We start from the raw sequence: 24344 nt of genomic DNA on the forward strand, positions 1-24344 counted from the left end.
GAGGTAAAAAAACATTTGCTTAGCTACCATAAAAGGCATTGGTATGGGAATAAAGATGTTTGAAAAAAGTTATCATTCTTCTTATCAATCGCCGTCATGCAAAGGAAGCTGCAACATTGAAAAATATATTGGCAGCAGCTCAAGAGAAAGATGGTGCTGGTTTATGCATTATACTGGGTTTAAAGATAGTGGTATTTAATGGATTTTGTATGAAAAGTATTCACGGGGAAATCTTTTTGATATGTGGTAAAAGCACGAGAGGTGGAATATGCGCATTTGAAAATGATAATTGTTGGGGAGTTTAAAATTTGATGTGCGTTTATGAATTTTCTTGCTCTTGAAGTCCAACATTGTTTTGGGCATCTTTGAGCAATTGATTAGTAAGTTTTTCAATACGTTCTGTTGTGTTTCGTACAATTTTTCCCATAGTGCGGTCTCTTTCATTGTGGAGCCGTAAAAGAGTGTCATAATCTTCTTGTAGTTTTTTATTCTCTCGTTTTATTTCTTCCATTTCATCGATAATCATAATACCTGCCATAACCGATAAACGATGGTCGCCAATTTCACCAAAATTTTTCTTCAAATGTGCGATATATTGGTCCAATCGAGCAGCAAGCTCAACAAGATGATCTTCTTGCCCTTTATTGCAAGCCATGCGATAATTTTTACCATCAATGGTGACGGAAACAGTTTCCATATATTCAAACCTTTATCTATCAATGATAACGCGAATCGCTTCCATCGCTTTAATTAAACGTTTGGAAACTTCTTTGTTGGCTGTCTCTAGTCGCTCGACTTGGGCTTCCGCTTTGTCAAGCGCTTGGGCAAGATGGCTACGATCAGCATTCATTCGTTGAATTTCTTCTTCCCATTCGTTGTTTTTATCAATAATGGCATTACGGTTTATAATGGTAATTTCTAAGGTTCTTAGTGCTTTTTCCAATTGCTCTAAAGCGTGTGGCAGAACTGTCATCTCTTGGTTCATGATACCTCTATCCTTCAGGTGATTGTATCCTTTATCAGTTCTTTATGCAAAACCGAATCACTTTTTTTATTTTTTTACGTGAATTTTATTTTTAAGTATCTCAGAAATTTTAGCAAGCAAAGCAGGGGATAGATGTTAATTAATAGCTGGATTTTTTGAGCGTATTGGCATAAATGATATGTATATAAAGAAGCGTGAGGGGAAGTTATCTGTATCACTGAAGTGATAAAAAAGCCTCACACTGATGATAAAAGAAACAGTATTTCTCAAACTATTTTAAGAGAATACGGAAGAAGCAACACTATAACCTGTTTAATGAAATGGTCTATCGTCTATGACAAATACAGAACAACAAAATCAGATGGCCAATGCTATCCGTTTTCTTGCTATTGATGCGATTGAAAAAGCAAATTCTGGTCATCCTGGCTTGCCTATGGGCGCAGCCGATATTGCTACCGTTCTCTATACAAAATTCCTTGCCCATGATCCCAAAAATCCACATTGGCCCAACCGTGATCGCTTTGTTTTATCGGCCGGTCATGGCTCTATGTTGCTTTATGCTTTGCTATACCTTTCTGGTTATGAAGATATTTCCCTTGAGGATCTCAAAAAATTCCGCCAACTAGGGTCAAAGCTTGCTGGGCATCCAGAATATGGGCATATTGCCGGTATTGAAACAACAACGGGCCCCCTTGGGCAAGGGTTGGCAAATGCCGTGGGAATGGCAATTGCTGAGCGTCTTCAAAATGCCCGTTTTGGTGATCTCATTAACCATTATACTTATGTCTTGGTTGGCGATGGGTGCCTCATGGAAGGGATTTCTCAGGAAGCACTCTCTCTTGCTGGCCATTTGAAACTCAATAAGCTTATTGTGTTGTGGGACGATAATAATATTTCTATCGATGGGGAAATTGCTCTTGCTGATAGTACAGATCAGATAGCACGTTTTAAGGCATCTGGTTGGAATACACATAAAGTTGATGGACATAGCCAAACAGCAATTGCACGTGCCATTGAAGAGGCGCAAAATTCTGATAAACCGACTTTAATCGCTTGTAAAACAATCATTGGTTTTGGAGCTCCCAATAAAGCTGGAACCAGTAAAATTCATGGGTCTCCTTTGGGTGCACGGGAAATCGCTGAAACCCGTATTGCTTTGGGGTGGAATGCTGAGCCTTTTGTTATTCCAGCTGATATTCTCGATAATTGGCGCTTGGCTGGTCTTACTGCTGCCAAAAAGCGCCAGAAATGGGAAGCAAAATTTGCTGATCTTCCTGTCTCAGAACGGGTGGAATTTGAGAGGCTGATGCGGGGCGATCTGCTGGGCGGATTTGATGGCGCTATTGATGCTTATAAACAGAAACTCGTTGAAGAGCGCCCTTTTGTTGCTACGCGTAAGGCTTCGGAAATGGCTCTTGAGGTTATCAATGAAGTCGTTACTGAAACCATCGGTGGTTCAGCTGACTTAACCGGATCTAATAATACAAAAAGCAGTCAGATGAAAAGCATTTCTGCTAAAGATTTTTCAGGACGCTATATCCATTATGGAATTCGTGAACATGCTATGGGAGCCGTGATGAATGGCCTTGCTCTTCATGGTGGCTTTATTCCTTATGGAGGAACTTTTTTATGCTTTTCTGATTATATGCGCTCCGCTATGCGGCTCTCATCTTTAATGGGATTGCGTGTAATTTATGTTATGACCCACGATTCTATTGGTCTTGGTGAGGATGGTCCAACGCATCAACCCGTAGAGCATTTGGCTTGCTTGCGTGCGATGCCTAATCATTTTGTTTTCCGTCCTGCGGATGCTATGGAAACAGTGGAGTGTTGGCAGTTGGCTTTGAATGCACGCAAAACCCCTTCCACTTTGGCTTTGAGCCGGCAAAATTTACCGCTTTTGCGTCGCGAATATGAAGAAGAAAATCTTTGTATGCTCGGTGCTTATGAATTGTTAACAGCCAGTGATGATGCAAAAGTCACGCTGTTTTCTTCCGGTTCAGAACTACAAATTGCCGTAGGTGCTCATGCAATATTAGAAGAAAAGGGTATCCCAACGCGTGTCGTTTCTGTGCCTTGTTTTGAACTCTTTGCACAGCAATCTCTCTCCTACCAGCGTGCTCTTATTGGGGATGCACCCATTAAAATTGCTATTGAAGCTGCTGTTGCCCAAGGATGGGAGAGCTTTATTGGCTGTGATGGAGTGTTTATCGGCATGAATGGGTTTGGTGCCAGTGGAACGATTGAATCGCTTTATGATCATTTTGGTATTACCTGTGAAAATGTGGTTGCTACCGTTGAAAAAGAGCTTGAAAAGATCGGTAAAAAAAAGGTGAAATGAGTGTTTATATTGCAATGAATGGGGTTGGTTGTATTAAGCACAAAATATTGCGCTCGTTTATGAATGAAGTAATTGATTAAGATTTAAAGTTGTGGCTGTTCATCATTTTGGATTATTGGAAATAAATGCCCATTTGTTGGGCTATAAACGCTATAAGAATAAATAAGGAAGTGTGAAATGACGGTTCGCGTTGCAATTAATGGGTTTGGTCGTATTGGACGCAATATTTTACGTGCCATTGTGGAGAGTGGACGAAAAGATATTAAAGTGGTGGCTGTGAATGATTTGGGATCGGTGGAAACCAATGCCCATTTGTTGCGCTATGATTCGGTGCATGGGCGTTTTCCAAGGGATGTTAAGGTTGTTGGTGATGCTCTTGACGTCGGGGGTAGTTTGATAAAGGTATTGGCAGAGCGTGACCCCGCACAATTGCCGTGGAAAGCTTTAGAGGTCGATATTGCTTTAGAATGTACAGGCATTTTTACTGCACGTGACAAAGCAAGTGCGCATTTGGATGCAGGGGCAAAGCGTGTTCTTGTTTCTGCACCTTCTGAAGGGGCAGATCTCACGGTGGTTTACGGGGTTAATCATCACGCATTAAGCAAAGAGCACCGGGTTGTTTCTAATGCTTCTTGTACAACCAACTGCTTGGCACCTGTTGCACAGGTTTTGCACAACACGGTGGGTATTGAACAGGGCTTTATGACTACAATCCATTCTTATACGGGTGATCAACCTGTCTTGGATACAATGCATCGTGATCTTTATCGTGCACGTGCGGCGGCTCTTTCTATGATCCCTACCTCAACAGGAGCAGCGAAGGCTGTTGGGTTGGTTTTGCCAGAATTAAAAGGGTTGCTTGATGGGGTATCAATTCGTGTTCCAACACCAAATGTTTCCGTAGTTGATTTGACATTTAATGCTAAGCGTTCCACAACGGTCGAAGAAATTAATACGGCTATTTGTACTGCTGCACAAAGTTCGCTCAAGGGAGTTTTGGACACTACAGAAGAAAAGCTTGTGAGTTGCGATTTTAATCATAATCCGCATTCAGCTATTTTCCACAATGATCAAACAAAGGTGATCGATGGGCATCTCTGTCGTGTACTGGTTTGGTACGATAATGAATGGGGTTTTTCAAACCGCATGGCTGATACGGCAGTAGCTTTTGCCAAAACACTATAATAGAGGACCTTCGGGTCCCTTTTTCTATTCAAAAGACAAAATTTTAGAATAAAATAGCAAGATGTATTTTTTTTGGAAAAACGCGTTGAGACTGCTCTTTGTGCACCAAAGAAAAGATGTTGCTTCAGTGATTGGGAGAGGGTCTATACGGTATGTGTGGTGTTTCAAACCGTATGCAAGAGCAAAATTTAGAAAAATGAACCTTAAACGAGATAAAGCTTGAGATAATACAGATGTGTATCTCTGTGCTTTTACATAAAGAGAAAGTTGAGTGGGTGTGTTTTTGTTTGAAACAACGGAAAGTAAAGGGAGAACAGTGATAGGTTTCCAGGTCTTTGATGATGTTGATGTCAGCTTAGAGGCGTGTTTTTGTCTGAGTTATCAGTACGAGTGATTTTCTTGATTGAAGATGAAAAGAAGGTTGAAGAGAGAGAAAGTTGAGTTGGTGCGTTTTTGTTTGAAACGACGGAAAGTAAAGGGGGAACAGTGATGGGTTTTCAGACACTTGATGATGTTGATGTTGCTGGAAAGCGTGTTCTTGTACGGGTGGATTTTAATGTTCCAATGGCGCAAGGCAAGGTATGCGATGAGACGCGTCTTAAACAACATAAAGAGACACTTATTGAACTGCAAAAGCGTGGTGCTAAGCTCATTCTTCTTTCTCATTGTGGTCGCCCCAAGGGGAAGATAGAGCCAGAATTTTCACTCTGTCCCGTTGTGGAAGTTTTGGAAAAAATCATCCATCAGCCGGTGGCTTTTGCATCAGATTGTATTGGGACAGCCGCACAGATAGCGGTTGAAGCTTTGCAAAATGGTGATGTTTTACTGCTTGAAAATATTCGTTTTCATCCAGGTGAAGAAAAAAATGATTGCTCTTTTGCGGAGGCTCTGGCCCATAATGGCGATCTTTATGTGAATGATGCTTTTTCCGTTTCTCATCGTGCCCATGCTTCGGTGGAGGGAATAACACATTTATTGCCTTCCTATGTGGGGCGCTCTTTGCAGTATGAATTGCAGGCTTTAGAAAAAGGGCTTGGTAATCCAACACATCCGGTGATTGCAATTGTTGGAGGCGCAAAGATTTCTAGTAAGCTTTTTGTGCTCAATCAGTTGGTTGAAAAGGTCGATTCCTTGGTGATTGGGGGAGGCATGGCCAACAGTTTTTTAGCAGCGCAAGGTGTGTCTGTTGGAAAGTCGCTGTGTGAATATGCACTCATGGAAACGGTAAAAAAGGTTCTTGCAAAAGCACGGGAGTGTCAATGTAGGCTTTTGCTCCCGGTGGATGTGATTGCTGGATTTCGCTTTGAAAAAAATGCACCGCATCGGCTCTATGATATTGGAGATATTCCAGAAGAGGGCATGGTTATGGATATTGGGACACGCTCCATTGCCCGTATCAATGCTGCGATTGATGAAGCTGCTACCCTTGTGTGGAATGGACCCCTCGGTGTTTTTGAAATGCCTCCCTTTGATCAAGGAACCATTGCGGTGGCACACCATGCAGCAGAAAGAAGCGTGGCAGGAAAATTGGTTTCAATTGCCGGAGGGGGAGATACAGTTTTTGCCCTTAACCATGCTGGTGTTGCCAATGATGTTACTTATCTTTCCACTGCGGGTGGTGCTTTTTTAGAATGGATGGAAGGGAAGGTGCTTCCTGGCATTCTTGCTCTCATGAAGGCTTAAAGGCTTTATGTAAGAAGGTGTTGAAAGAAGTTTAAGATTATCGAAGGTGTGCTGGTTATGTTGCGCACTTTTGGAAATGAAGACGAACGAATGAGGAATGTGTTATGAATGAATGTCTTGAAGATAGAGCACTTACTCTAGTGCATACAGGTAAGGGTATTTTGGCGGCAGATGAAAGTACTGCGACGATTGGAAAGCGCTTTGAAAGCATTGGTGTTGAGTCCAATGAGGATAATCGCCGCGCTTATCGTGAAATGCTTTTTAGCGCAAAAGAAGCTATGGAAAGTGCTATTTCTGGTGTCATCTTATTTGATGAAACTATTCGTCAAAAAGCATCGTCTGGAAAAATGTTGACCGATCTTATTCGTGAGGCAGGAGCTTTGCCGGGAATTAAGGTCGATACGGGTGCAAAACCCTTGGCGGCTTTTCCTCACGAGACGATTACAGAAGGATTGGATGGACTTCGGGAGCGTTTGAAAGATTACTACGCTTTGGGAGCGCGTTTTGCTAAGTGGCGGGCTGTGATCGCCATTGATGCACACACCCTGCCAACAAGAGGGGCAATTCGCCAAAATGCACAAGCTCTTGCACGCTATGCTGCTTTGTGTCAGGAGCTTAAGATTGTGCCCATTGTTGAACCAGAAGTGCTGATGGATGGGACTTCGCGCGTGCATTCAATTGCGCGTTGTTTTGAGGTGACATGGGCTGTCTTAACCGCGGTCTTTAAAGAATTGTTTGAAGCCCGTGTTGTTTTAGAGGGGATGATTTTAAAGCCCAATATGGTGATTGATGGAAAAGATGCGCGCAATGCTTCCATTGAAGAGGTGGCGGAAAAAACAGTTCAGGTACTTAAACGGACTGTGCCTGCTGCTGTTCCAGGAATTGCTTTCCTTTCTGGAGGGCAATCTGATGAAGAAGCAACAGCGCATTTGTCTGCTATGAATGCTTTGGGAACATTGCCTTGGAAATTGACCTTTTCTTACGGGCGGGCATTGCAAGCAGCTGCTTTGAAGGCATGGGCTGGTCGCCACGAAAATATTGCTGTTGCACAAAAGGCTTTTTGTCATCGCGCACGCATGAACCATTTGGCCGCGTTGGGAAAGTGGACAAAAGACCAGGAAAAATCTTGCGCTTAAAAGCAACAAATTTTACAAACGATTTTTTCTCGCTTCGGGAGAAGTCTTTTTCTTGCATGCCTTCTCCTGTTTTCTGTATCATGAAGATGAATACAAACCGCATCGGTTCACATATTTTCAATATGTAAAACAACACCTCAAAGCGACGGGGTATTTTATTGGAATTTTCACGTGCTCTCTCTAAAAACCACACCGTAAGAACTGTAAAATGATGTGGTTCCTACAAGCCCAAAGCAATTTGTTTTTTCAATGAGAAATAGCTCTCTTGGTTGCCTTTTTGTTCTACACAATCAGAATGGGGTTTTTACATGCCAAGATTGCCAAAACGATTTTTGAATTTAGAAACACGACCACCACGGTCTACGAGGGTTTGAGATCCACCTATCCATGCTGGATGCGTTCTTGGGTCGATATCCAGATGAAGAATGTCCCCTTCTTTTCCCCAAGTGGAGCGTGTGTTGTATTGGCTACCATCCGTCAGAATGACGGTAATTCTGTGATAGTCGGGATGAATATGCGCTTTCATGGGTTAAACCTTTTGTGTCTATAAAATGAAATGTCACTTTTTCACTTTTTTAAGTGCACTTCCTTTGTCTTTTTGATAAATTGATTAAAGTACCATTCCTATAACTGAGCACGCATAAAAAAACAAGTGTTCAAGATACATCATTGCATCAGTGTTATAGACAGCCTAATATAGGGAGTGAAATCTTATGAATTTTTTCAATCATTCAGAAAAATCTGCCGATCCTTTTATCAAAAAGCCTTCATTCTCTTCGCTAAAAACTTTTGGTCCTTACCTTGTACGCTATCGCTGGTTGTTTATCCTTGCTTTTGTTGCTTTAACGGTTGCTGCCCTTGTTACATTGGCTTTGCCTGTTGCTATCGGTAAAATGTTTGATCATGGTTTTTCCACTTCAAGCCACGGTCATATCAATTTTTATTTTTTTATTTTGTTTGTCTTAGCTTTGTTTCTCGCACTTGCTTCGGCTTGCCGCTATTATTGTGTCATCACCTTGGGAGAGCGAATTGTTGCTGATTTGCGGCGTGATATTTTTGTCCATATTATGAAGCTCTCTCCTGCTTTTTTTGACAAATCTCATTCTGGTGAGCTTGTCTCGAGGCTTCTAACAGATACAACACAAATAAAATTAGCCGTTGGTTCAACCGCCTCTACCGCTTTGCGTCATCTGATTGTGGTGATTGGTGCAATTGTGATGATGGTGATTACCAATGCTAAATTATCTGCACTGGTGCTGCTTGCGATCCCCTTTGTGGCGATTCCGTTAGTTGTCTTTGGGCGTAGGGTGCGTACACGCACACGTGCAGCACAAGACTGTGTCGCAGATGCCAATGCTTTGGCAACGGAACAAGTAAGTGCTATCCGCACGGTGCAAGCTTTTACCGCTGAAAAACTCGTTGCAACGAGTTTTTCACAGTTGATAGAACGTGCTTTTCAAACAGCACGTGCTTCTGTGATCTTACGTTCTTTTTTTACTGGCTTTGCAATTTTCCTGGTTTTTAGCAGTGTGGTTGCTGTTTTATGGATTGGCTCACAGGATGTGTTGAATGGTACTATGACGGCGGGAACATTAGGCCAATTTGTCCTCTATGCTGTTTTTGGAGCTTCCACCTTTGCCCAATTATCGGAACTTGGTGCAGAACTCATTCAAGCAGTAGGAGCTGCTGAACGGCTTGCCGAATTATTGCAAAAACAGCCTACGGTTTTATCACCTCCCGTTCCTTCACCATTGGCGAAACCTGTCCAAGGTGCAATTGTTTTTGATCAGGTTGATTTTACTTATCCTTCTAGACCAGAAGACAAGATTTTGCATTCTCTTTCTTTTGCTGTCAAAGCGGGTGAAACGGTTGCTTTTGTTGGTGCATCGGGCGCAGGTAAAAGCACACTTTTTTCTTTGATCCTTCGTTTTTATGATCCAACAAGTGGTCACATTCGCTTTGATGGCGTGGAAACCAATCGCCTCTCTCTCCAAGATTTACGTGGTGCAATTTCTTATGTCCCACAAGATGTCGCTATTTTTGATGGTACACTGCGTGATAATATTGTTTTCGGAACAGAAAATACCCATGAAGAGGCAATCGTCGCTGCGGCTAAAGCAGCCAATGCACTGGAATTTATTGAAGCCTTACCAAAAGGTTTTGATACAGAAGTGGGAGAACGTGGTATCATGCTTTCTGGTGGACAAAAACAACGTGTTGGTATTGCACGTGCGATTTTGAGAAATGCACCCTTGTTGCTGCTCGATGAAGCAACCTCAGCCTTAGATGCAAACAGTGAAAAATTAGTGCAAGAAGCCTTAGAAGGGCTGATGAAAAATAGAACAACCTTGGTGATTGCCCATCGTTTGGCAACGATTTTAAAAGCTGATCGGATTCTCGTGATGGATAAAGGCACTCTTGTTGAAGAGGGAACGCATGCAGAACTCGTCGCACAAAACGGGGTTTATGCTTACTTAGCCAAATTGCAATTTTCACCCCAATAAGTACCCCTCACAAAGATTCAATCTTTTTTTTGTTGTTGGTCTTTATGAAACTACAATACCGCTGTTTCCCCATTGCTCTTTAAAGACTGTTTTTTGTGCGTTTCGTGCCTTTTTTTGAGGGCTTTTCGCATTTAAAGCGCGTGGTGTTAAAAGGCAATGGTAAAGTGCTTGTGCAACGTAAAAATAACGACCTCATCATGGATTGATGGGGGTTTATGGAAAGATAGACCGATAACAATTCTCTACTATCGCGCTAGCAACTCTTCTCTTGAGGTCTAAATGCCTTTTTTGAGGGTTCTTTCTAACTTGATGCGAATGTATTCATTACCTGCAATGATATTTTTTTTGTGAAATATAGCATCGCCTCCATCTTTATCAGTGACAAAACCCCCGGCTTCGCGAACCATCAAGATTCCAGCAGCTATATCCCAAATTTGCAGATTATCTTCCCAAAATCCATCGGTTCTTCCAGCGGCAACATAAGCCAAATCAAGAGCAGCAGCTCCAAAACGGCGAAGTCCAGCAACTTCTGCCATCACATTACGCAGTTCAATAAGATATGCTCCGTGACCCGGGCGACCAAAATGAGGCATGCCCGTAGCAATGACACAATCTTCTAACCTTCGCCGTGCAGAAACACGACAACGTCGGTCATTAAAAAAAGCACCACCACCACGTTCAGCGGTAAACAGCTCATCACTCACCGGATTATAAATGACGCTTGCAACAATTTTCCCTTGGCTTTCTAAGGCAATAGAAACAGCAAAAAAAGGAATACCATGGAGAAAATTTGTCGTGCCGTCTAAAGGATCGACAATGAAACGATGTTGTGAATCTTCTCCAATGATTTCCTCTGATTCTTCCATCAGAAAACCAAATTTTGGTCGTGCTTTGCTCAATTCATTGAAAATAATTTTTTCCGCTTTACGATCTGCTTGGCTTACATAATCTGCTGGCCCTTTCAAAGACACTTGTAAATTTTGTACCTCACCGTAATCACGCACGAGCGAGCGTCCAGCTTTCATTGCGGCTTGCACCATGACATTCATGATTGCAGAATGAGCCATCTTTTATTCCTTTATTTATCCTTTTCATTTGCACGGCGCAAATAAACCAATTCGTTGGTGTCGACAATGATACGTTCACCAGCATTCATAAAAGGTGGCACAAGAATGCGAATACCATTTTCAAGAATGGCAGGTTTATAAGAGGAGGTGACCGTTTGCCCTTTAATGGCAGGATCAGCCTCAGCAATCGTTACAACTACCTGATCAGGAAGCGATATGCCAATGGGCTTTTCTTGATAAAGTTCAACCGTCACGGTCATCCCATCTTGAAGGAAAGCAGCGCGTTCACCAACAAAATCCTTTTGCAATTCAAGTTGTTCATAGGACTGTGAGTCCATAAAAACTAGAGCCTCATCTTGTTGATAAAGAAAGGTAAAATCTTTTTGTTCAAGGCGTACGCGTTCTACCGTCTCAGCAGCACGAAAGCGCTCATTGAGTTTTGTACCATCAAGCAAATTTTTCATCTCGACTTGGTTAAATGCACCACCTTTTCCCGGTTTTACAGCGTTGCATTTAACAGCAACCCATAAGCTTCCTTGATGCTCGATTACATTACCAGGGCGAATTTCATTGCCATTAATTTTCATCGTTTCTATCCAATTCCATTCTTGCAAAAAGAGCTCTTTTTTTATCCTTACGGCTATCTTTTTTATTGTTTTTTTGGCGCGCTCTTTTGTTGTTTTTATGGTGAGCCATCCTTTGTTGTTTTTGCGGTAGGCCCTCTTGTGGTCTTTTCACGCTTTTGTGAGAGAAAAAAGCTTAGAAAATACCTCAAAATAAAGAATTTTTATTTATTCTTGCTTTTCAACTTTTTGCAAGACCATAAAAATAACCAAGACGCAAGCCTTTTAGTAATTTGCACAAAGTTTTTTAAGGAGATTTTTGGAAGCGTTGTTTCTTTAATTTATCTCTTTAAAATAAAGCCTTTCCTTTTTTCAAGCATTGCTTAAAAAACAGTAAGAAATTGTATTGCTTCTTTGCCTGCTTGGCAAGCATACACCATCTTGTTGCTATTTCCGTACCGCCTTTTGTGCCTCTGTCATCTTGATAAAGCTTTGCAAGATGGGTTTGTTCCAGTTTATGCAGTGTTTTTTAAAAAATAGGAAGGAGCTTTATTGCTTCTTTGCGTGCTGTTTCCAATTGTGTTTTGTCCATTCTTTGAAGCATCATTTCAAGATCAGGCGCTTGTAGTTTTGCGTGCTTGGCAAGCATATACCAAGCCGCGGCCATTATCATATCACTTTTTGTACCTATACCATCTCGATAAAGTCTTGCAAGAGAAACTTGTGCCGGCGGGACCATGTTGGTGGCGTTGCTTCGAAGCAAATGAAAAGCACGTTGCAAGTCAGTTTCTCCCCCGCGACCTTGTACGAGCCATTTTGCCAAAAGAAGTTGCGCTGGGGCATGATTGTTTTGCGCTGCAACTTCCATAAGTTTGCGTGCATTATGGTCGTCCTTTGGCCGTGTTAAAGTTCCTAAGGAAAGAATTCTTGCGGCAGCAAAAGCAGCTTCAGAATCTCCAAGTGCTGCACCCTTTAAAAACCATTTGAGTGCCTGTTCTACAGATTCATTTTCGCGACTTTCTGAAGTGACACCAGGAAGATTTTGCTTTTCACGCGAGGCTTTATAAAGTATCAATTCCCCATAATAAAAATAGGCTTCTTTGACTCCAGCTTCTACAGCTTTTCGAATAAATTCTTCACCAAGTTCTTGATTTTGTGTAATAAAATTACCATCAAATAACATAAGCCCATAGCGTAGTTGTGCTTGTGGTTCACCCTGTTTTGCTGCACGTTCAAACCACAAAGCAGCACGCGCACCATCACGAGGAACGGCACACCCTTCCATATAAATGCGGGCAAGAAGAGTTTGTGCGAAAGGATCATTTTGTTCTGCACGTCTGAGTGCTTCACGGAAGGCATTTAAATAATAGCCTTGGATATAGTAGTCATAGGCTTGATCATATTGTCCAGCTTGTAAGGGCTGGAAAGGTTTTTGCATATTTGAAGCATCTTGAATAGTATTCAAAGAATTTTCAAGATTTGAGGATTCTTCAGCGGTTGCAATAGAATTTGCAACAGTGGTAATATTTGCAAGCCAAACCACACCTCCCACGGTAAGTAGTTTGATGCTTCTTTTAATCATGGACGTTTCCTCCTCATAACGGCTTAAGCGTTTTCACATTTTTCTTTCGCCATTTCAAGCAGGATCAAAGGATTATCATGTGAAAAAATGCTTTCTCCAGCGGTCATAAATACACATATGGTTTTTACCATCTCATCAAAATTTGCAAAACCGCTTCTTACTTGAACCAATATCTGGGGAGCACAATCTCTATCGGTTGTTATACCAATTGGATAACGCAGCAGGTACGTATTGTTTTTTTTATCAATTCCTTATCATGGATGTTTATCCTGTTATTGGACAATACTATTATTTATGGTGGGGTTGGAAGGCCAAAACTTTATGCATGGGGTGTTTTTATGCGAAAGCGGTGAATATTCAAAGTGGGCCTGCCCATAGATTTTGTGAAAGAAACCATCTGAAGTGGAAAACCAACAGGGAGCTGCTCCTTAAGAAGCCAGTTTGTTTACCAACAGCTCGGGGAGGGGATTGTTCTTTTGAAAAATACGAATCTGTGTTTATGCTCAAAGAGCTTAGCCCCTAATCCTCTCTATACGCATACCTTTAAAAGCTTTCATTTGGGACAAAGATTAGCTGTAAAATGGCTCTTTGTTTTAAGAGGTGAGCACTCTAAATCTTTTTAAAAGCAGGTATTCCTCTCTGCTCAATATGCTTTCATCATGATGATATGGGGATGCTTGTTTTGCTAAAATATCGGCATAAAAAAGGAAAGTGGAACACTCAGGATATCGGCAATTTTCTTTAACAAACCTGCTGCGATACGGTTTAATCCTGTTTCATATTTTCGAATTTGTTAGGAGCTTACACCTAAAGCATGCCCTAACTGTTTTTGAGGCATTTTCAGCATTTTTCTTCTGAAGCGAATTTTTTTGCCCAAAAAAATGTCGTTCTGAGGATTTTTTGTTTGCACTCTAAAGCCCCCCGCCGGGTGCGAGCGCCCTCGCGTTGGTATTCCGGGAGCTTGAAAACACTGAATCCGAGTCAGCATTTTGCTTTTAGTGCTTATAGCACCTGGACAGAGCAAAACCTCCCGGAATCCCGTGACATCTACAGAGTGGGTTGATTTTTACGCTGGGATCTCGGGTTTTCAAGACCCTCTTGGTCGTTGCGTATGCGACCAAAACATTTTTTGAATCATAAAGTAATTTCAGGGGTTTTACAATAAAAATGAAAACAGTGTTTCTGAACTTATAATTTTTTCATGAGAAATACTTCTCTTCTCAAACTTTTATCTACACTCTCTAAAATCATGTATTAAAAGGAGAACTGCTCATAGCACCAAAACCAGCACTATCTTTTAAAATAGTCTCAATATTAATGCTAAAGCGTTTTTATGACTTCACACATTCTATGTCTTCGCGCAACAATTCAAGTTCCAACCATTCCTCTTCCTTTTGCACGCAAGTATTTTTCTTCTCTTCCAGTCTTTTTGATAAACACTCAAAACGCTCCCTATTGCTACAATAGAGCGCTGGATCAGAGAGTTCTTGTTCAATTTTTTTGATTTCATCCTGCAAAGCAGCGATCTGCACAGGCAATTTTTCCAGTGCATAAACCTGCTTATAAGAGAGTTTGCGTGGCTTTATTTTCTCGTATTCCATAGAGCCACGATTTGGTGATGAAAACTGTTTTGCATTGCCCTGTGCACGAGGATTTGTTAGCGCTTTACGTTGTGATAATTCTTTCTCTTTGCGCCCTAACATTGCGGCCTGCTTGTTTTGTGCGACCATATCACTATAGCCTCCAGCATAAACAAGCCAATGGCCATCGCCTTGGGGTGCCAACATATGGGTTACAGTACGATCTAAAAAATCTCTGTCATGGCTCACCAACAACACTGTTCCAGCAAAGTCGGCAATAAATTCTTGCAAGAGATCCAATGTTTCCATATCCAAATCATTGGTTGGTTCATCAAGAATCAAAAAATTTGCCGGACGCGAAAGTAACTTAGCAAGCATGAGACGGGCTCTTTCTCCACCTGAAAATTCTTTGAGTGGTGTCCGTGCTTGTTCGGGTAAAAACAAAAAGTCTTTCATATAAGAGACTACGTGGCGTTCTTGCCCATTGATCACCAGAGTATCGCCTCTTCCCCCCGTGAGGTAATGCGCTAAGGTTTCTTCTTCATTGAGAAGACGCTGTTGATCAAGCATTGCCATGGAAAGATTATAGCCATGCTTCACCATTCCACTATCAACGGCTTCCTTGCCGATGAGAGTGGAAAGCAAGGTAGTCTTTCCAATGCCATTAGGACCAACCAAGCCGATCCGATCACCACGCTGGATGCGCAAAGAAAAATCTTTCACAATAACGCGATCACCATAGGATTTTGAAATACGCTTGGCTTCAAGCACCAATTGACCAGAATGATAACTTTTCGTAGCCGTCAAAACTGCACTACCTGGTTGCCCCCGATAGGTTTGCCGACTCTGTCTTAGCTCTTTTAAAGCGTTCAAACGCCGGACATTCCGTTTACGCCGTGCGCTCACCCCGTAGCGCAACCATTGTTCTTCACGCACAATCTGTCGCCCCAATTTATGCTGCTCGAGGGCTTCTTCTTGCAACGCCTTATCACGCCAACTTTCAAACTCTGAAAAACGTTTTTCCAGCCTTTTGGTCGCACCCCGATCAAGCCATACAGTGGAATGCGTAACATTTTCTAAAAATCGCCGATCATGAGAAATTACCACAATCGCTGAACGCAAAGAGCGTAAAACACCTTCAAGCCATTCAATGGTTGGCAAATCAAGATGATTTGTCGGTTCATCTAAGAGAAAAACATCTGGTTTTGCAGCAAGAGCACGCAACAAAGAAACGCGCCGTTTTTCACCACCAGAAAGTGTCGCTAACTTTTCGGTTCCTGAAAAACCTAAACTTGTACGTAGTGTGTTTATCCACTGCACATCAGGAGCATCGTCCAGGCCCCCTTCTACAAAGGTATGAATATCTTCAAAGCCTGAACAATCAGGATTTTGCGAAACATAACGAATAATTAGCCGAGGATGGCGAAAAATTTCCCCACCACTCGGCTCAATTATTCCTGCGGCAATTTTTAACAGCGTTGATTTTCCACACCCATTCCGGCCCACCAGGGCGATGCGGGCCCCTTCCTCAACCGATAAGCAGGCTTGGTCGAGCAAAGGGGCTGTTCCAAAGGTTAGGAAAATGCGGTCAAGCCGCAGCAGCGGTGGCGTCATTAACGAACGCGTTGCGGACAAGGTGCTTGATACATTACACCTCTTCCATCACGGTAAGTACATAATTGTTGTGTCTGCACTCTTTGTGCGCAAGGTGCTTGGTAAATGTGACCTCTACGGCTACGATAGCTGCACAATGGTGACTTCTGAACAACAATTTGTTGTTTTTGTTGTCTTTTTTGGTTTGCTGCAGCACCTGTTACTGTCCCTGCAAGAGCCCCAAATGCAGCCCCTGTCAGTGCTGCTCCAGCAGTACTTCCACCAATTGCTGTCCCTGCCAAAGCACCGATTGCAGCACCCCCCACACCATAACGTGCCACGCGTTGATCATTAACGGTACAAGCCACCGTACTAAGGCCAATTGCTGAAACAACAGCCACTTTCAAAACTGATTTTAACATATTAAAACCTCTCCTTATCAGTATATCAATATATTATTCATGCCAGCACTTCATCACCTGTCCCCCTCTGCCTTACTCAAATATACCAGAAGAGCCTTATGGAATAGGTACAGACGCCAACAATATAGCTTTTCCAGAACCTAAATGGCAAGAAAAGGTTCCACAAATACGGTTAGAAAGTGTCAAAGAAGACCCAAATGACACATTTTCATCATAAAGTGGCCATTTTACACCTGAGAGCGTCAAGCCTTGTAAATCAGAAAAACCGACAATACTAAACAAACATCCCTCAGGCAAATCATATGAACAAGGTATGGGCAAAACTGGCCAGCCTTCCTCCAAACCGCTCGTCAACAACACTGGAATACCTTTTTCGGCCATTGCCAGTGCTTGTGTCATATGAGAAAGACTATGATCACTTCTTTCACCGCCCAAAGCACCACACAAAATAAGCTGCTTGGCGCCATTTTGCAAAGCTCTTTCACATGCCAAAGCACTATCGGTCATATCTTTATCAGAAGGAAAAACCTCACGCGGAATATCACTATATCGACTTATTAAAACCTGATCAGAGGAATCGAAGTCGCCCACCCACAGCTCAGGAATGACATTCAACGCTGCTGCATGACGCATTCCACCATCTGCAGCAATCACACGACTATTTTGAATTTGATTGAGCAAACGATCAGTGATACCGACATCTCCATTTAACAATATTGTAAATGTTGTCATGCCCTCTTCTGCCTTTCGCAATGTTTCACTTGCATAAGCCCTTTTTTATAAAAAAGAGCTATTTTTATAGATAAGAACCGTGATATAGCCAAAATACTCCTTATACTAAAAGTTTCTTTATTGTAAAAAAATGCATACACGACACAAATGAAATTTACCAAAATACACTCCGAAGATGTGGTGCACGATGGTCAAAGGCACCGGTTTTTTCAACAAAACTTTCTTTCTTACACCAGAATGTATAAAGCCACTTTCATAAGCTTCATACTTCTTCTTTCTGCTTGTCATATGCATCTCCCCCAAAATGACATGCTTTCTTCCTCAGGTCTTTCTGGAACAACCAAACGTACCAGCAAACACAATATCTATGTCAGATTAAGCGCTATACAACACCCGCGGATTTTACAAATATATGGCGGCGCATATCATAATGCAAAACTTGAACGTTTATTAGCAAATATTGTGCACAAACTTACAACTCTATCACACGGTGCACGACAAAGCTATTCTGTCACCATTTTAAACTCTGAAAGCGTTAACGCATTTGCCCAACCAAATGGTTCTATCTATATAACCCGTGGCATGCTGGCATTGGCCAATGATTCCTCAGAAGTTGCCGCAATTTTAGCCCATGAAATAGCCCATATTACTGCCAATCATGGCATTTTACGTTTACAAAAAGAAGCCCAATTGAAGATGACAAATCACATGTCACCTCATCTTCTCTCTCACGCTGAAAGAAACGTGCACAGCCATCTTGAAAACAAGCAACAACTTGCGCAATTTTCACGCAATCAGGAACTGGAAGCCGATTCCCTTGCGTTGGAAATGCTCCAACAGGCAGGATATGATCCCTTTGCTTCTCCACGCTTTCTCCAATCAATGGAAGCCTATAGCGCTTTTCTTAATCTCTCAGGGACAAAAAATACCTCCCTAGATTTTCTAGCAAGCCACCCAACCACCCCCCAACGCATTCGCCTTGCCAGAGAAAAAGCCCGTAAACTCAGTATAGTAAACAAAAAAAACACAGATCATGATTCCTTTCTCAAGAGCATTGATGGCATGGTTTTTGGGGGAGACTTTCATACAGGTTTTATACGAGGCAACCAATTTATTCACCCACAATTGCGTATAACTTTTTGTATTCCAAACAATTTCACAAGAGAAAATTCAATGCATACGGTCTGGGCCAGCAGATCAGATAATATTGCCATTCGTTTTGATGCTTTGCCATATCCTGCTGAAACATCTGCAAGTGATTATTTAAAAAGCGGATGGATTCTAGGCCTAGATAAATCTTCTATCCGCCCAATCACAATTAACGGTCTACCTGGAGCACAAGCCCGCGCAGCCGATGAACAATGGCAATTTGATGTGGTTGTCATTTTGTTCAACAACCATATCTTTCGTTTTCTGACTGCTGCCCCCCATAATTCTCAAAATTTTGAAACGATTGCTGAAAAAACGGTTCAAAGCTTTCACTCCCTTTCACCATCACAGTTAACAAAGCTAAAACCCTCAAGAATCCGTATCGTGCGTGTAAAACAGGGAGAGAGTGTCGCAAATCTTGCCAATAAAATGCAAAATATACCACAAAAAGAAAAACTCTTTCGCATTCTCAATGCCCTCTCACCAACCCACACTTTACACGTCGGTAGAAACATTAAAATTATTGCGGAATAAATCTGACGATCTTTACCGTTTTTTGCACTTTTAATCCCCTCATACCCTCTGAATTACCGCCTACATTCTGAAAAACTCTCTGCCCGCATCTGGTTGCACGTTACAACCAGCCACGGCATACATCCTCTATTCCCTAGACCCCTTCAGATTACCTTCTTATAAAATTTTCAATACTTACATTTCATAAGCTTCTGCTGAATGAACCGTAAGAAGAGCAGAACGCAACTTTTGCAAAGCACGTGCTTCAATTTGGCGCACGCGTTCTTTCGAGATTCCTAACTTTTCACCCAAAACTTCTAAGGTCGCCCCTTCTTCATTCAAACGACGAAAACGAATAATTTCAAGCTCCCGTTCATTAAGAATTTGCAACGCATCATAAAGCCATTGTGCTCGCCGTTGGCTATCAATTGCTTGCTCAATTAAAGCATCAGGCAGCGGGCTATCATCTACCAAAGCATCCATTTTGGCAATAGGATTATCACTGTTGTCAGAAACAGAACCGCTCAAGGAATTATCAGAGCTGGAAAAACGAAAATCCATTGTTTCAACATCATGAACTGAAACACCAAGCTTTTCAGCGATTGTGCGAAAGATATCTTGTTTTGAAAGAGCACTGTCATCCTGCACCAATTTCGCTCGCAAACGCCGAAGATTAAAGAAAAGTGCTTTTTGCGAAGAACTTGTCCCGCCTCGAACGATAGACCAATTTCGTAAAATATAATCTTGAATAGAGGCGCGTATCCACCATGTTGCATAGGTCGAAAAACGGACCTCCCGATCAGGTTCGAAACGCGCAGCAGCTTCCAAAAGGCCCACATAACCTTCTTGTACCAGATCCCCCAATGGCATTTTGAAACGTTTAAAACGGTTCGCAATCGCAATAACCAAACGCATATGTGCCGCTGCAATTTGATGCATAGCCTCATCATCGCGTTTATCTTTCCACCGCAAAGCCAAATCATGCTCTTTTTGTCGTTCAAGATAAGGTGCTTGCATCGCAGAACGCATCATATTGCGTCCCAAGCTTTTATCTGCGTCGCTATAATTTTTGCCGTTTTTATAAATAGCATTTGAAAGATTACTCATAATAACCCCTTGCGATTAAAAATATCAAAATTGATTTGGTAACGACATCACCGTTCTTCCTCAAAAAGAACGCAAAAGTTGTTTGTTTCAATGCCACTACTTTAGCGTGTATTTTTATAATCGCAATTGTTTTTTTATTACAATTGTAAAACTTATTGTTACAGAACACAGTTTTGCCTCTAAAACGGCAATATGATGTACACCGCTTACCGGCGAAAAATATATAGAAAAGCTTTCTTTGTAATATTATTGTGACAGGTTAGAAAAAAATAAAAAGGACAGGAAAAATAAATACTGTTTTGTTTCATGATGCTAATAGCCTTTTGAGCGAAGAGTTTATTTTTGCTTCCAGCTTTACAATGCAACTAATACGTGTAATGAACATTTCTAAAATATTCAAGGTAAATAAAAAAAGAAATACCCAAAGTTAAAGAAAAAAGAAGTATTAAAAACGACAAGAATTATTGAAGAAAATGCAACAAACGTGTTAAAGGAGCAACACAATGATAGAATTGTTGAGAATAAGCTTTTTACCAGTCTAGCACTGAGAAAGAAAATAATCATGGATAGCAAGATTGTTCAACGGAATGAGATTTTTCAGGATGATATTCTTATTGAAAAACAGGGAAATGGCAAATTTGAAGGTTTTCGTTTTTATGCCAACAAAAACAATGCCAACCAAAGCGATGAAACGCAAAGTTTCATAGAGAATGAAGATTTGATTCTTGCTTTTTCCAAACGTGCAGCACGTCTTTGTGCTTGTCCTAATAAAGATTTTACACTGAGTTCTGATGGCATTGTGCGCTGGATTGGTCAGCCCGTGGGTCAACTTATTGCAACAGAGGATTTTCTAAAACCCAGACTGATTATTTTAGCAGATACGCAATTAACAGGAGAAGCGCGTGATAACGTTGTGAAACGCCTAGAGCGTTTTATAGCTTTTCATTTTGAAATGGCTTTAAAACCTCTGTTTGATTTACGCAATGCCGATAGCTTGACAGATTCGACAAGTGGTCTTGCCTTAAAAATTGTCAACTCTTTAGGCATTTTACCACGTCGAGAAGTGGCTGAAGTTGTCAAAAACCTTGATCAAGAATCACGTTCTGTCCTGCGACGTCTAGGTGTGCGTTTTGGCGCTTTCCATATTTATGTTGCTGGCATGCTTAAACCAGCATCAGTCCAAGCCACGACATTGCTGTGGAATCTGCAAAATGGGGATCATGACCAAACTGGATTGGGGGAAATTTTTGCAGCATTATCTGCGGGACGAACCTCGCTTGTTGTGGAACCTAGCTATAACCAACAATTTTACCGACTAGCCGGTTACCAGATCCTAGGGCAGCGTGCTGTACGCATTGACATTTTAGAACGCCTTGCAAACCTGATCCGCCCTGCTCTTCATTGGAAACAAGGCAATACACCCAAACCCGAAGGCGCTTATGATGGCAAAAGTTTTTTTGTTACATCCACTATGATGTCGATTCTTGGAGCCAATGGAACTGATATGGAAGAAATTCTAAAAGGGCTTGGCTACCAATCGCATGCCGTAAGCAGCACGGTTTTTGAACAACATCTCCTTGCAGACAAAGCCTCTTCTCATGCATATACGAAAACACAAGAGGTTCCAGAGGCAGAGTTTGTTGGCGATCAATGGCAAATCATGAAAACCTTAGAAACAAAAGAGGAAGCAAAAAGACCTTTATCTCCTTGTGTTGAAGCACAACCAAACAGTATAGATCGTTTACCGAAAGCTGAACTCGTTGGCGATTTTGCCAAACAAAAATGCTTTGCAACAGAAGATAAAGTTGTTTTACTATGGCGCTATAATTATCAATTTCACCACCATGCACAAAAAAAACGTGATAAATCTGGTTACAGGTGGAAAAATAAACCGCAAAAAGCGTTTAAAAAAGGGGCAAGTGCGAAAGAAAACACCTCCCTGGAAACCACGTCATACACAAAGCATTCTTATAAGTTTCACAAACCACATGCCAAACGTGGGAATGATAAATCGTTTCAAAAAGAAAAACACCCTAATCCTGATTCACCTTTTGCAAAATTAGCTGTGCTACGTAATAAACTTGTAAATAATAAAGACACAGATACGCTTTCCTCCGAAGATCACTAAAACAACAAATGGAGGTAGATCTTGACTCATGTAGTAACTGATAACTGCATTCATTGCAAATATACTGATTGCGTTGAAGTGTGTCCTGTTGATTGTTTTTATGAAGGTGAGAATATGCTTGTCATCCACCCTGATGAATGTATTGATTGTGGGGTGTGTGTACCGGAATGTCCAGCGGAAGCCATTAAGCCTGACACCGAACCAGGGCTTGAAGAGTGGTTAGAACTGAATCTTCAGTATGCAAACAAATGGCCTAATTTAACTACCCGCAAAGACCCTCTTCCTCAAGCAAAAGAAATGGATGGCGTTCCAAATAAATTAGAAAAGTATTTTTCAGAAAATCCAGGAAGTGGTGAATAATAATGATACAACATACACCATACGCCTTCAAGAATGAAGAAAATTACCTTGTAAAAATGAAAATTCCTAAGCAAAACGATTGATTCTTTTGAATTTTTATGTTAGTGTTATTTTAATATAATTATCTTTCTAAGTATTTTTCTTTGCTTTTCTCTGTAGAGCAATGTGTTTTTTGTTGGATTTAAAAGTACTCGACTTTTATGCTCACTCAATTAGTGTAATATACTTGGTTAAGAACACTCAACATTCAGGTTTGCAGCCTGTTTTCCGATACATTTGTTGATCATAAAGGGAGTAAACTAAAATATGGCATCCCAGCACGGAACGTCCTCCAGTACTAAAGGATTTTCAACCTCTGAATATATCGTTTATCCTACCCATGGAGTGGGTCAAATTATAGCGATTGAAGATCAAGAAGTTGCAGGACACAAATTAAAACTCTTTGTTATTCATTTTGCAAAAGACAAAATGGATGTCAAAGTGCCGATTGCGAAAGCCCTTTCCGTTGGAATGCGTAAATTATCTGCCGTCGATTCTGTTGAACGCGCATTAAAAATTCTACACGGAAAAGCACGGGTTAAACGAACCATGTGGTCACGCCGTGCTCAAGAGTATGATGCTAAAATTAATTCGGGGGATCTTATTTGTATCGCTGAAGTAGTGCGCGATCTTTTTCGCTCAAATCTACAACCTGAGCAATCTTATTCTGAGCGTCAGCTTTATACTGCTGCACTTGAAAGAATGGCTCGTGAAATTGCTGTTATCAATAATCTTTCTGAAACAGAAGCTATCAATCTCATAGAGATGCATCTTTCAAAAAAGCCAAATCGTGAATTTAAGGCTGAGAGAGATGAAGTGAATACAAGTGGGGAAGCTGTTTACGCTGCATAAGAAATCAAGTTAAAATATTTTGCTAACAAAACAAAACCAGCATATCGTTGGTTTTGTTTTTTATAGCCAGAACTTCATCAACAGTAGAACATTTGATAAAGAGCTCACTTACGTTTTTCTGTTCAACAATATATGAGTAAAACCGAATAGGATGTGCCGATCATTAAAATTTCACATCTTATAAAAATTGATATTTAAACTTTCTCTAGCCCTTTTTATACTCTATGTTTTAAGAGCGTTACTTAAGAAAAATAGTTTATTATAAGGCTTATCTCTTCAATACTTACGAGAGTTTTTGCACCATTTTCTCTTATAGTCTATGCTACAGAGAGCATTTATGAAAACACTTATCTTATTCTCTCAATAGAATAAGAAAGTCACTAAACCACCGCACGAGGGGAATAGTGCGTATTTCACTCTTTTCACGAAAAAGAACAACTGAAAAACACATTCAACCCGTGTACACACACTTACCGACGATAAAGTGACCCCTACCCCTTTGTAGAGAGACAAAATGCTCAATCTTTAGCAGGTAAAACTTGGCGTCCGCAATACATCCCTGTTTTCAAATCAATATGATGAGGGCGACGCAATTCACCAGAGTTTCTATCCTCAACATAAGTCGGTGCCTTTAAGGCATGAGTCGAACGGCGCATACCCCGCTTTGCTGGAGAGGTTTTTCGTTTAGGTACAGCCATAAAGAGACACTCCAAATCTGTTAAAACAAAACAGGCAGCATCAAGAATGACACAGCCTTTATCAAAAACATCATAAAATCTGGAAGGGTTATACACTGATTAAAAGCTTTTGGCTAGACTTTCAT

The 24344-nt window shown here is 41.2% G+C and carries 22 protein-coding genes and 1 pseudogene; 11 read left to right on the forward strand and 12 right to left on the reverse strand.

The features are described from left to right. Nucleotides 1-59: 59 nt before the first annotated feature. Nucleotides 60-305 carry a hypothetical protein gene (locus J7R07_RS02395; protein WP_208435351.1) on the forward strand — a complete coding sequence of 82 codons (246 nt, stop codon included), beginning with the start codon at nucleotides 60-62 and terminating at the stop codon, nucleotides 303-305. Between the two features lie 14 nt (nucleotides 306-319). Here J7R07_RS02395 and J7R07_RS02400 read toward each other — a convergent pair whose 3' ends face one another. Together J7R07_RS02400 and J7R07_RS02405 are read right to left on the reverse strand one after the other, a co-directional pair. Next, nucleotides 320-697 carry a cell division protein ZapA gene (locus tag J7R07_RS02400; protein ID WP_208435352.1) on the reverse strand — a complete coding sequence of 126 codons (378 nt, stop codon included), beginning with the start codon at nucleotides 695-697 and terminating at the stop codon, nucleotides 320-322. A 12-nt stretch (nucleotides 698-709) separates the two neighbouring features. Beyond that, on the reverse strand, nucleotides 710-985 hold the full coding sequence (locus J7R07_RS02405) for a DUF4164 family protein (RefSeq protein WP_208435353.1): 276 nt from the start codon (nucleotides 983-985) through the stop codon (nucleotides 710-712). 334 nt (nucleotides 986-1319) lie between these two features. Between J7R07_RS02405 and tkt the strand changes: the two genes are divergently transcribed. From tkt to J7R07_RS02425, 4 genes are all read left to right on the forward strand, one after another. Continuing rightward, nucleotides 1320-3326: a transketolase gene (tkt, locus tag J7R07_RS02410; protein ID WP_208435354.1), complete on the forward strand. Its 2007-nt coding sequence runs from the start codon at nucleotides 1320-1322 to the stop codon at nucleotides 3324-3326. Between the two features lie 177 nt (nucleotides 3327-3503). After that, nucleotides 3504-4511 carry a type I glyceraldehyde-3-phosphate dehydrogenase gene (gap, locus tag J7R07_RS02415; protein ID WP_208435355.1) on the forward strand — a complete coding sequence of 336 codons (1008 nt, stop codon included), beginning with the start codon at nucleotides 3504-3506 and terminating at the stop codon, nucleotides 4509-4511. Nucleotides 4512-5000: 489 nt separating this feature from the next. Next, nucleotides 5001-6194 (forward strand): phosphoglycerate kinase, encoded by a 1194-nt coding sequence (locus J7R07_RS02420; protein ID WP_208435632.1) that lies wholly within the window; start codon nucleotides 5001-5003, stop codon nucleotides 6192-6194. Nucleotides 6195-6298: 104 nt separating this feature from the next. Beyond that, nucleotides 6299-7330 (forward strand): class I fructose-bisphosphate aldolase, encoded by a 1032-nt coding sequence (locus tag J7R07_RS02425; RefSeq protein ID WP_208435356.1) that lies wholly within the window; start codon nucleotides 6299-6301, stop codon nucleotides 7328-7330. Nucleotides 7331-7634: 304 nt separating this feature from the next. Here J7R07_RS02425 and rpmE read toward each other — a convergent pair whose 3' ends face one another. Then, complete coding sequence (gene rpmE, locus J7R07_RS02430) at nucleotides 7635-7856, reverse strand: 50S ribosomal protein L31 (RefSeq protein WP_208435357.1); 222 nt, start codon at nucleotides 7854-7856, stop codon at nucleotides 7635-7637. Nucleotides 7857-8043: 187 nt separating this feature from the next. On the opposite strand from rpmE, the gene J7R07_RS02435 reads away from it, so the two are divergent. Continuing rightward, nucleotides 8044-9834, forward strand: coding sequence for an ABC transporter transmembrane domain-containing protein (locus J7R07_RS02435; RefSeq protein WP_208435358.1), 1791 nt, complete (start codon nucleotides 8044-8046; stop codon nucleotides 9832-9834). Nucleotides 9835-10109: 275 nt separating this feature from the next. Here J7R07_RS02435 and J7R07_RS02440 read toward each other — a convergent pair whose 3' ends face one another. The 3 genes from J7R07_RS02440 to J7R07_RS02455 all read right to left on the reverse strand — a co-directional run bounded on the left by J7R07_RS02440 (nucleotide 10110) and on the right by J7R07_RS02455 (nucleotide 13046). Next, nucleotides 10110-10901, reverse strand: a complete 792-nt coding sequence (locus J7R07_RS02440) for an inositol monophosphatase family protein (protein WP_208435359.1) — start codon at nucleotides 10899-10901, stop codon at nucleotides 10110-10112. 11 nt (nucleotides 10902-10912) lie between these two features. Further along, nucleotides 10913-11488 carry an elongation factor P gene (gene efp, locus J7R07_RS02445; protein WP_208435633.1) on the reverse strand — a complete coding sequence of 192 codons (576 nt, stop codon included), beginning with the start codon at nucleotides 11486-11488 and terminating at the stop codon, nucleotides 10913-10915. Nucleotides 11489-11993: 505 nt separating this feature from the next. Then, complete coding sequence (locus J7R07_RS02455; protein ID WP_208435361.1) at nucleotides 11994-13046, reverse strand: tetratricopeptide repeat protein; 1053 nt, start codon at nucleotides 13044-13046, stop codon at nucleotides 11994-11996. Nucleotides 13047-13254: 208 nt separating this feature from the next. Between J7R07_RS02455 and J7R07_RS02460 the strand changes: the two genes are divergently transcribed. Continuing rightward, on the forward strand, nucleotides 13255-13569 hold the full coding sequence (locus J7R07_RS02460; protein WP_208435362.1) for a hypothetical protein: 315 nt from the start codon (nucleotides 13255-13257) through the stop codon (nucleotides 13567-13569). Between the two features lie 20 nt (nucleotides 13570-13589). On the opposite strand, the pseudogene J7R07_RS08335 reads toward J7R07_RS02460, so the two are convergent. From J7R07_RS08335 to J7R07_RS02475, 4 genes and pseudogenes are all read right to left on the reverse strand, one after another. Then, a pseudogene (locus J7R07_RS08335) lies at nucleotides 13590-13956 on the reverse strand (helix-turn-helix domain-containing protein). Nucleotides 13957-14377: 421 nt separating this feature from the next. Beyond that, on the reverse strand, nucleotides 14378-16240 hold the full coding sequence (locus tag J7R07_RS02465; protein ID WP_208435634.1) for an ABC-F family ATP-binding cassette domain-containing protein: 1863 nt from the start codon (nucleotides 16238-16240) through the stop codon (nucleotides 14378-14380). Next, nucleotides 16240-16641: a glycine zipper domain-containing protein gene (locus tag J7R07_RS02470; protein ID WP_208435363.1), complete on the reverse strand. Its 402-nt coding sequence runs from the start codon at nucleotides 16639-16641 to the stop codon at nucleotides 16240-16242. The genes J7R07_RS02465 and J7R07_RS02470 overlap by 1 nt, the downstream gene beginning before the upstream one ends. A gap of 96 nt (nucleotides 16642-16737) precedes the next feature. Then, entirely contained in the window at nucleotides 16738-17373 is a 636-nt protein-coding gene (locus J7R07_RS02475) for a thiamine diphosphokinase (protein ID WP_208435364.1), read from the reverse strand. Between the two features lie 147 nt (nucleotides 17374-17520). Between J7R07_RS02475 and J7R07_RS02480 the strand changes: the two genes are divergently transcribed. Beyond that, the gene (locus tag J7R07_RS02480; RefSeq protein ID WP_208435365.1) at nucleotides 17521-19056 is read left to right on the forward strand and encodes a M48 family metalloprotease; all 1536 of its coding nucleotides are present in this window, start codon (nucleotides 17521-17523) and stop codon (nucleotides 19054-19056) included. A gap of 174 nt (nucleotides 19057-19230) precedes the next feature. Here J7R07_RS02480 and J7R07_RS02485 read toward each other — a convergent pair whose 3' ends face one another. Beyond that, nucleotides 19231-20142: an RNA polymerase factor sigma-32 gene (locus tag J7R07_RS02485; RefSeq protein ID WP_208435366.1), complete on the reverse strand. Its 912-nt coding sequence runs from the start codon at nucleotides 20140-20142 to the stop codon at nucleotides 19231-19233. 562 nt (nucleotides 20143-20704) lie between these two features. On the opposite strand from J7R07_RS02485, the gene J7R07_RS02490 reads away from it, so the two are divergent. The 3 genes from J7R07_RS02490 to J7R07_RS02500 all read left to right on the forward strand — a co-directional run bounded on the left by J7R07_RS02490 (nucleotide 20705) and on the right by J7R07_RS02500 (nucleotide 23521). Continuing rightward, nucleotides 20705-22270, forward strand: coding sequence for a hypothetical protein (locus J7R07_RS02490; protein WP_208435367.1), 1566 nt, complete (start codon nucleotides 20705-20707; stop codon nucleotides 22268-22270). A gap of 21 nt (nucleotides 22271-22291) precedes the next feature. Further along, complete coding sequence (gene fdxA, locus J7R07_RS02495; protein ID WP_208435368.1) at nucleotides 22292-22630, forward strand: ferredoxin FdxA; 339 nt, start codon at nucleotides 22292-22294, stop codon at nucleotides 22628-22630. A 306-nt stretch (nucleotides 22631-22936) separates the two neighbouring features. Continuing rightward, entirely contained in the window at nucleotides 22937-23521 is a 585-nt protein-coding gene (locus J7R07_RS02500; protein WP_208435369.1) for a CarD family transcriptional regulator, read from the forward strand. Between the two features lie 518 nt (nucleotides 23522-24039). On the opposite strand, the gene rpmF is transcribed toward J7R07_RS02500, so the two are convergent. Beyond that, nucleotides 24040-24219 carry a 50S ribosomal protein L32 gene (gene rpmF, locus J7R07_RS02505; protein ID WP_208435635.1) on the reverse strand — a complete coding sequence of 60 codons (180 nt, stop codon included), beginning with the start codon at nucleotides 24217-24219 and terminating at the stop codon, nucleotides 24040-24042. Nucleotides 24220-24344: the final 125 nt, after the last annotated feature.

Origin of the sequence: Bartonella phoceensis (assembly GCF_902825145.1) — a bacterium.
Lineage (GTDB): Bacteria > Pseudomonadota > Alphaproteobacteria > Rhizobiales > Rhizobiaceae > Bartonella > Bartonella phoceensis.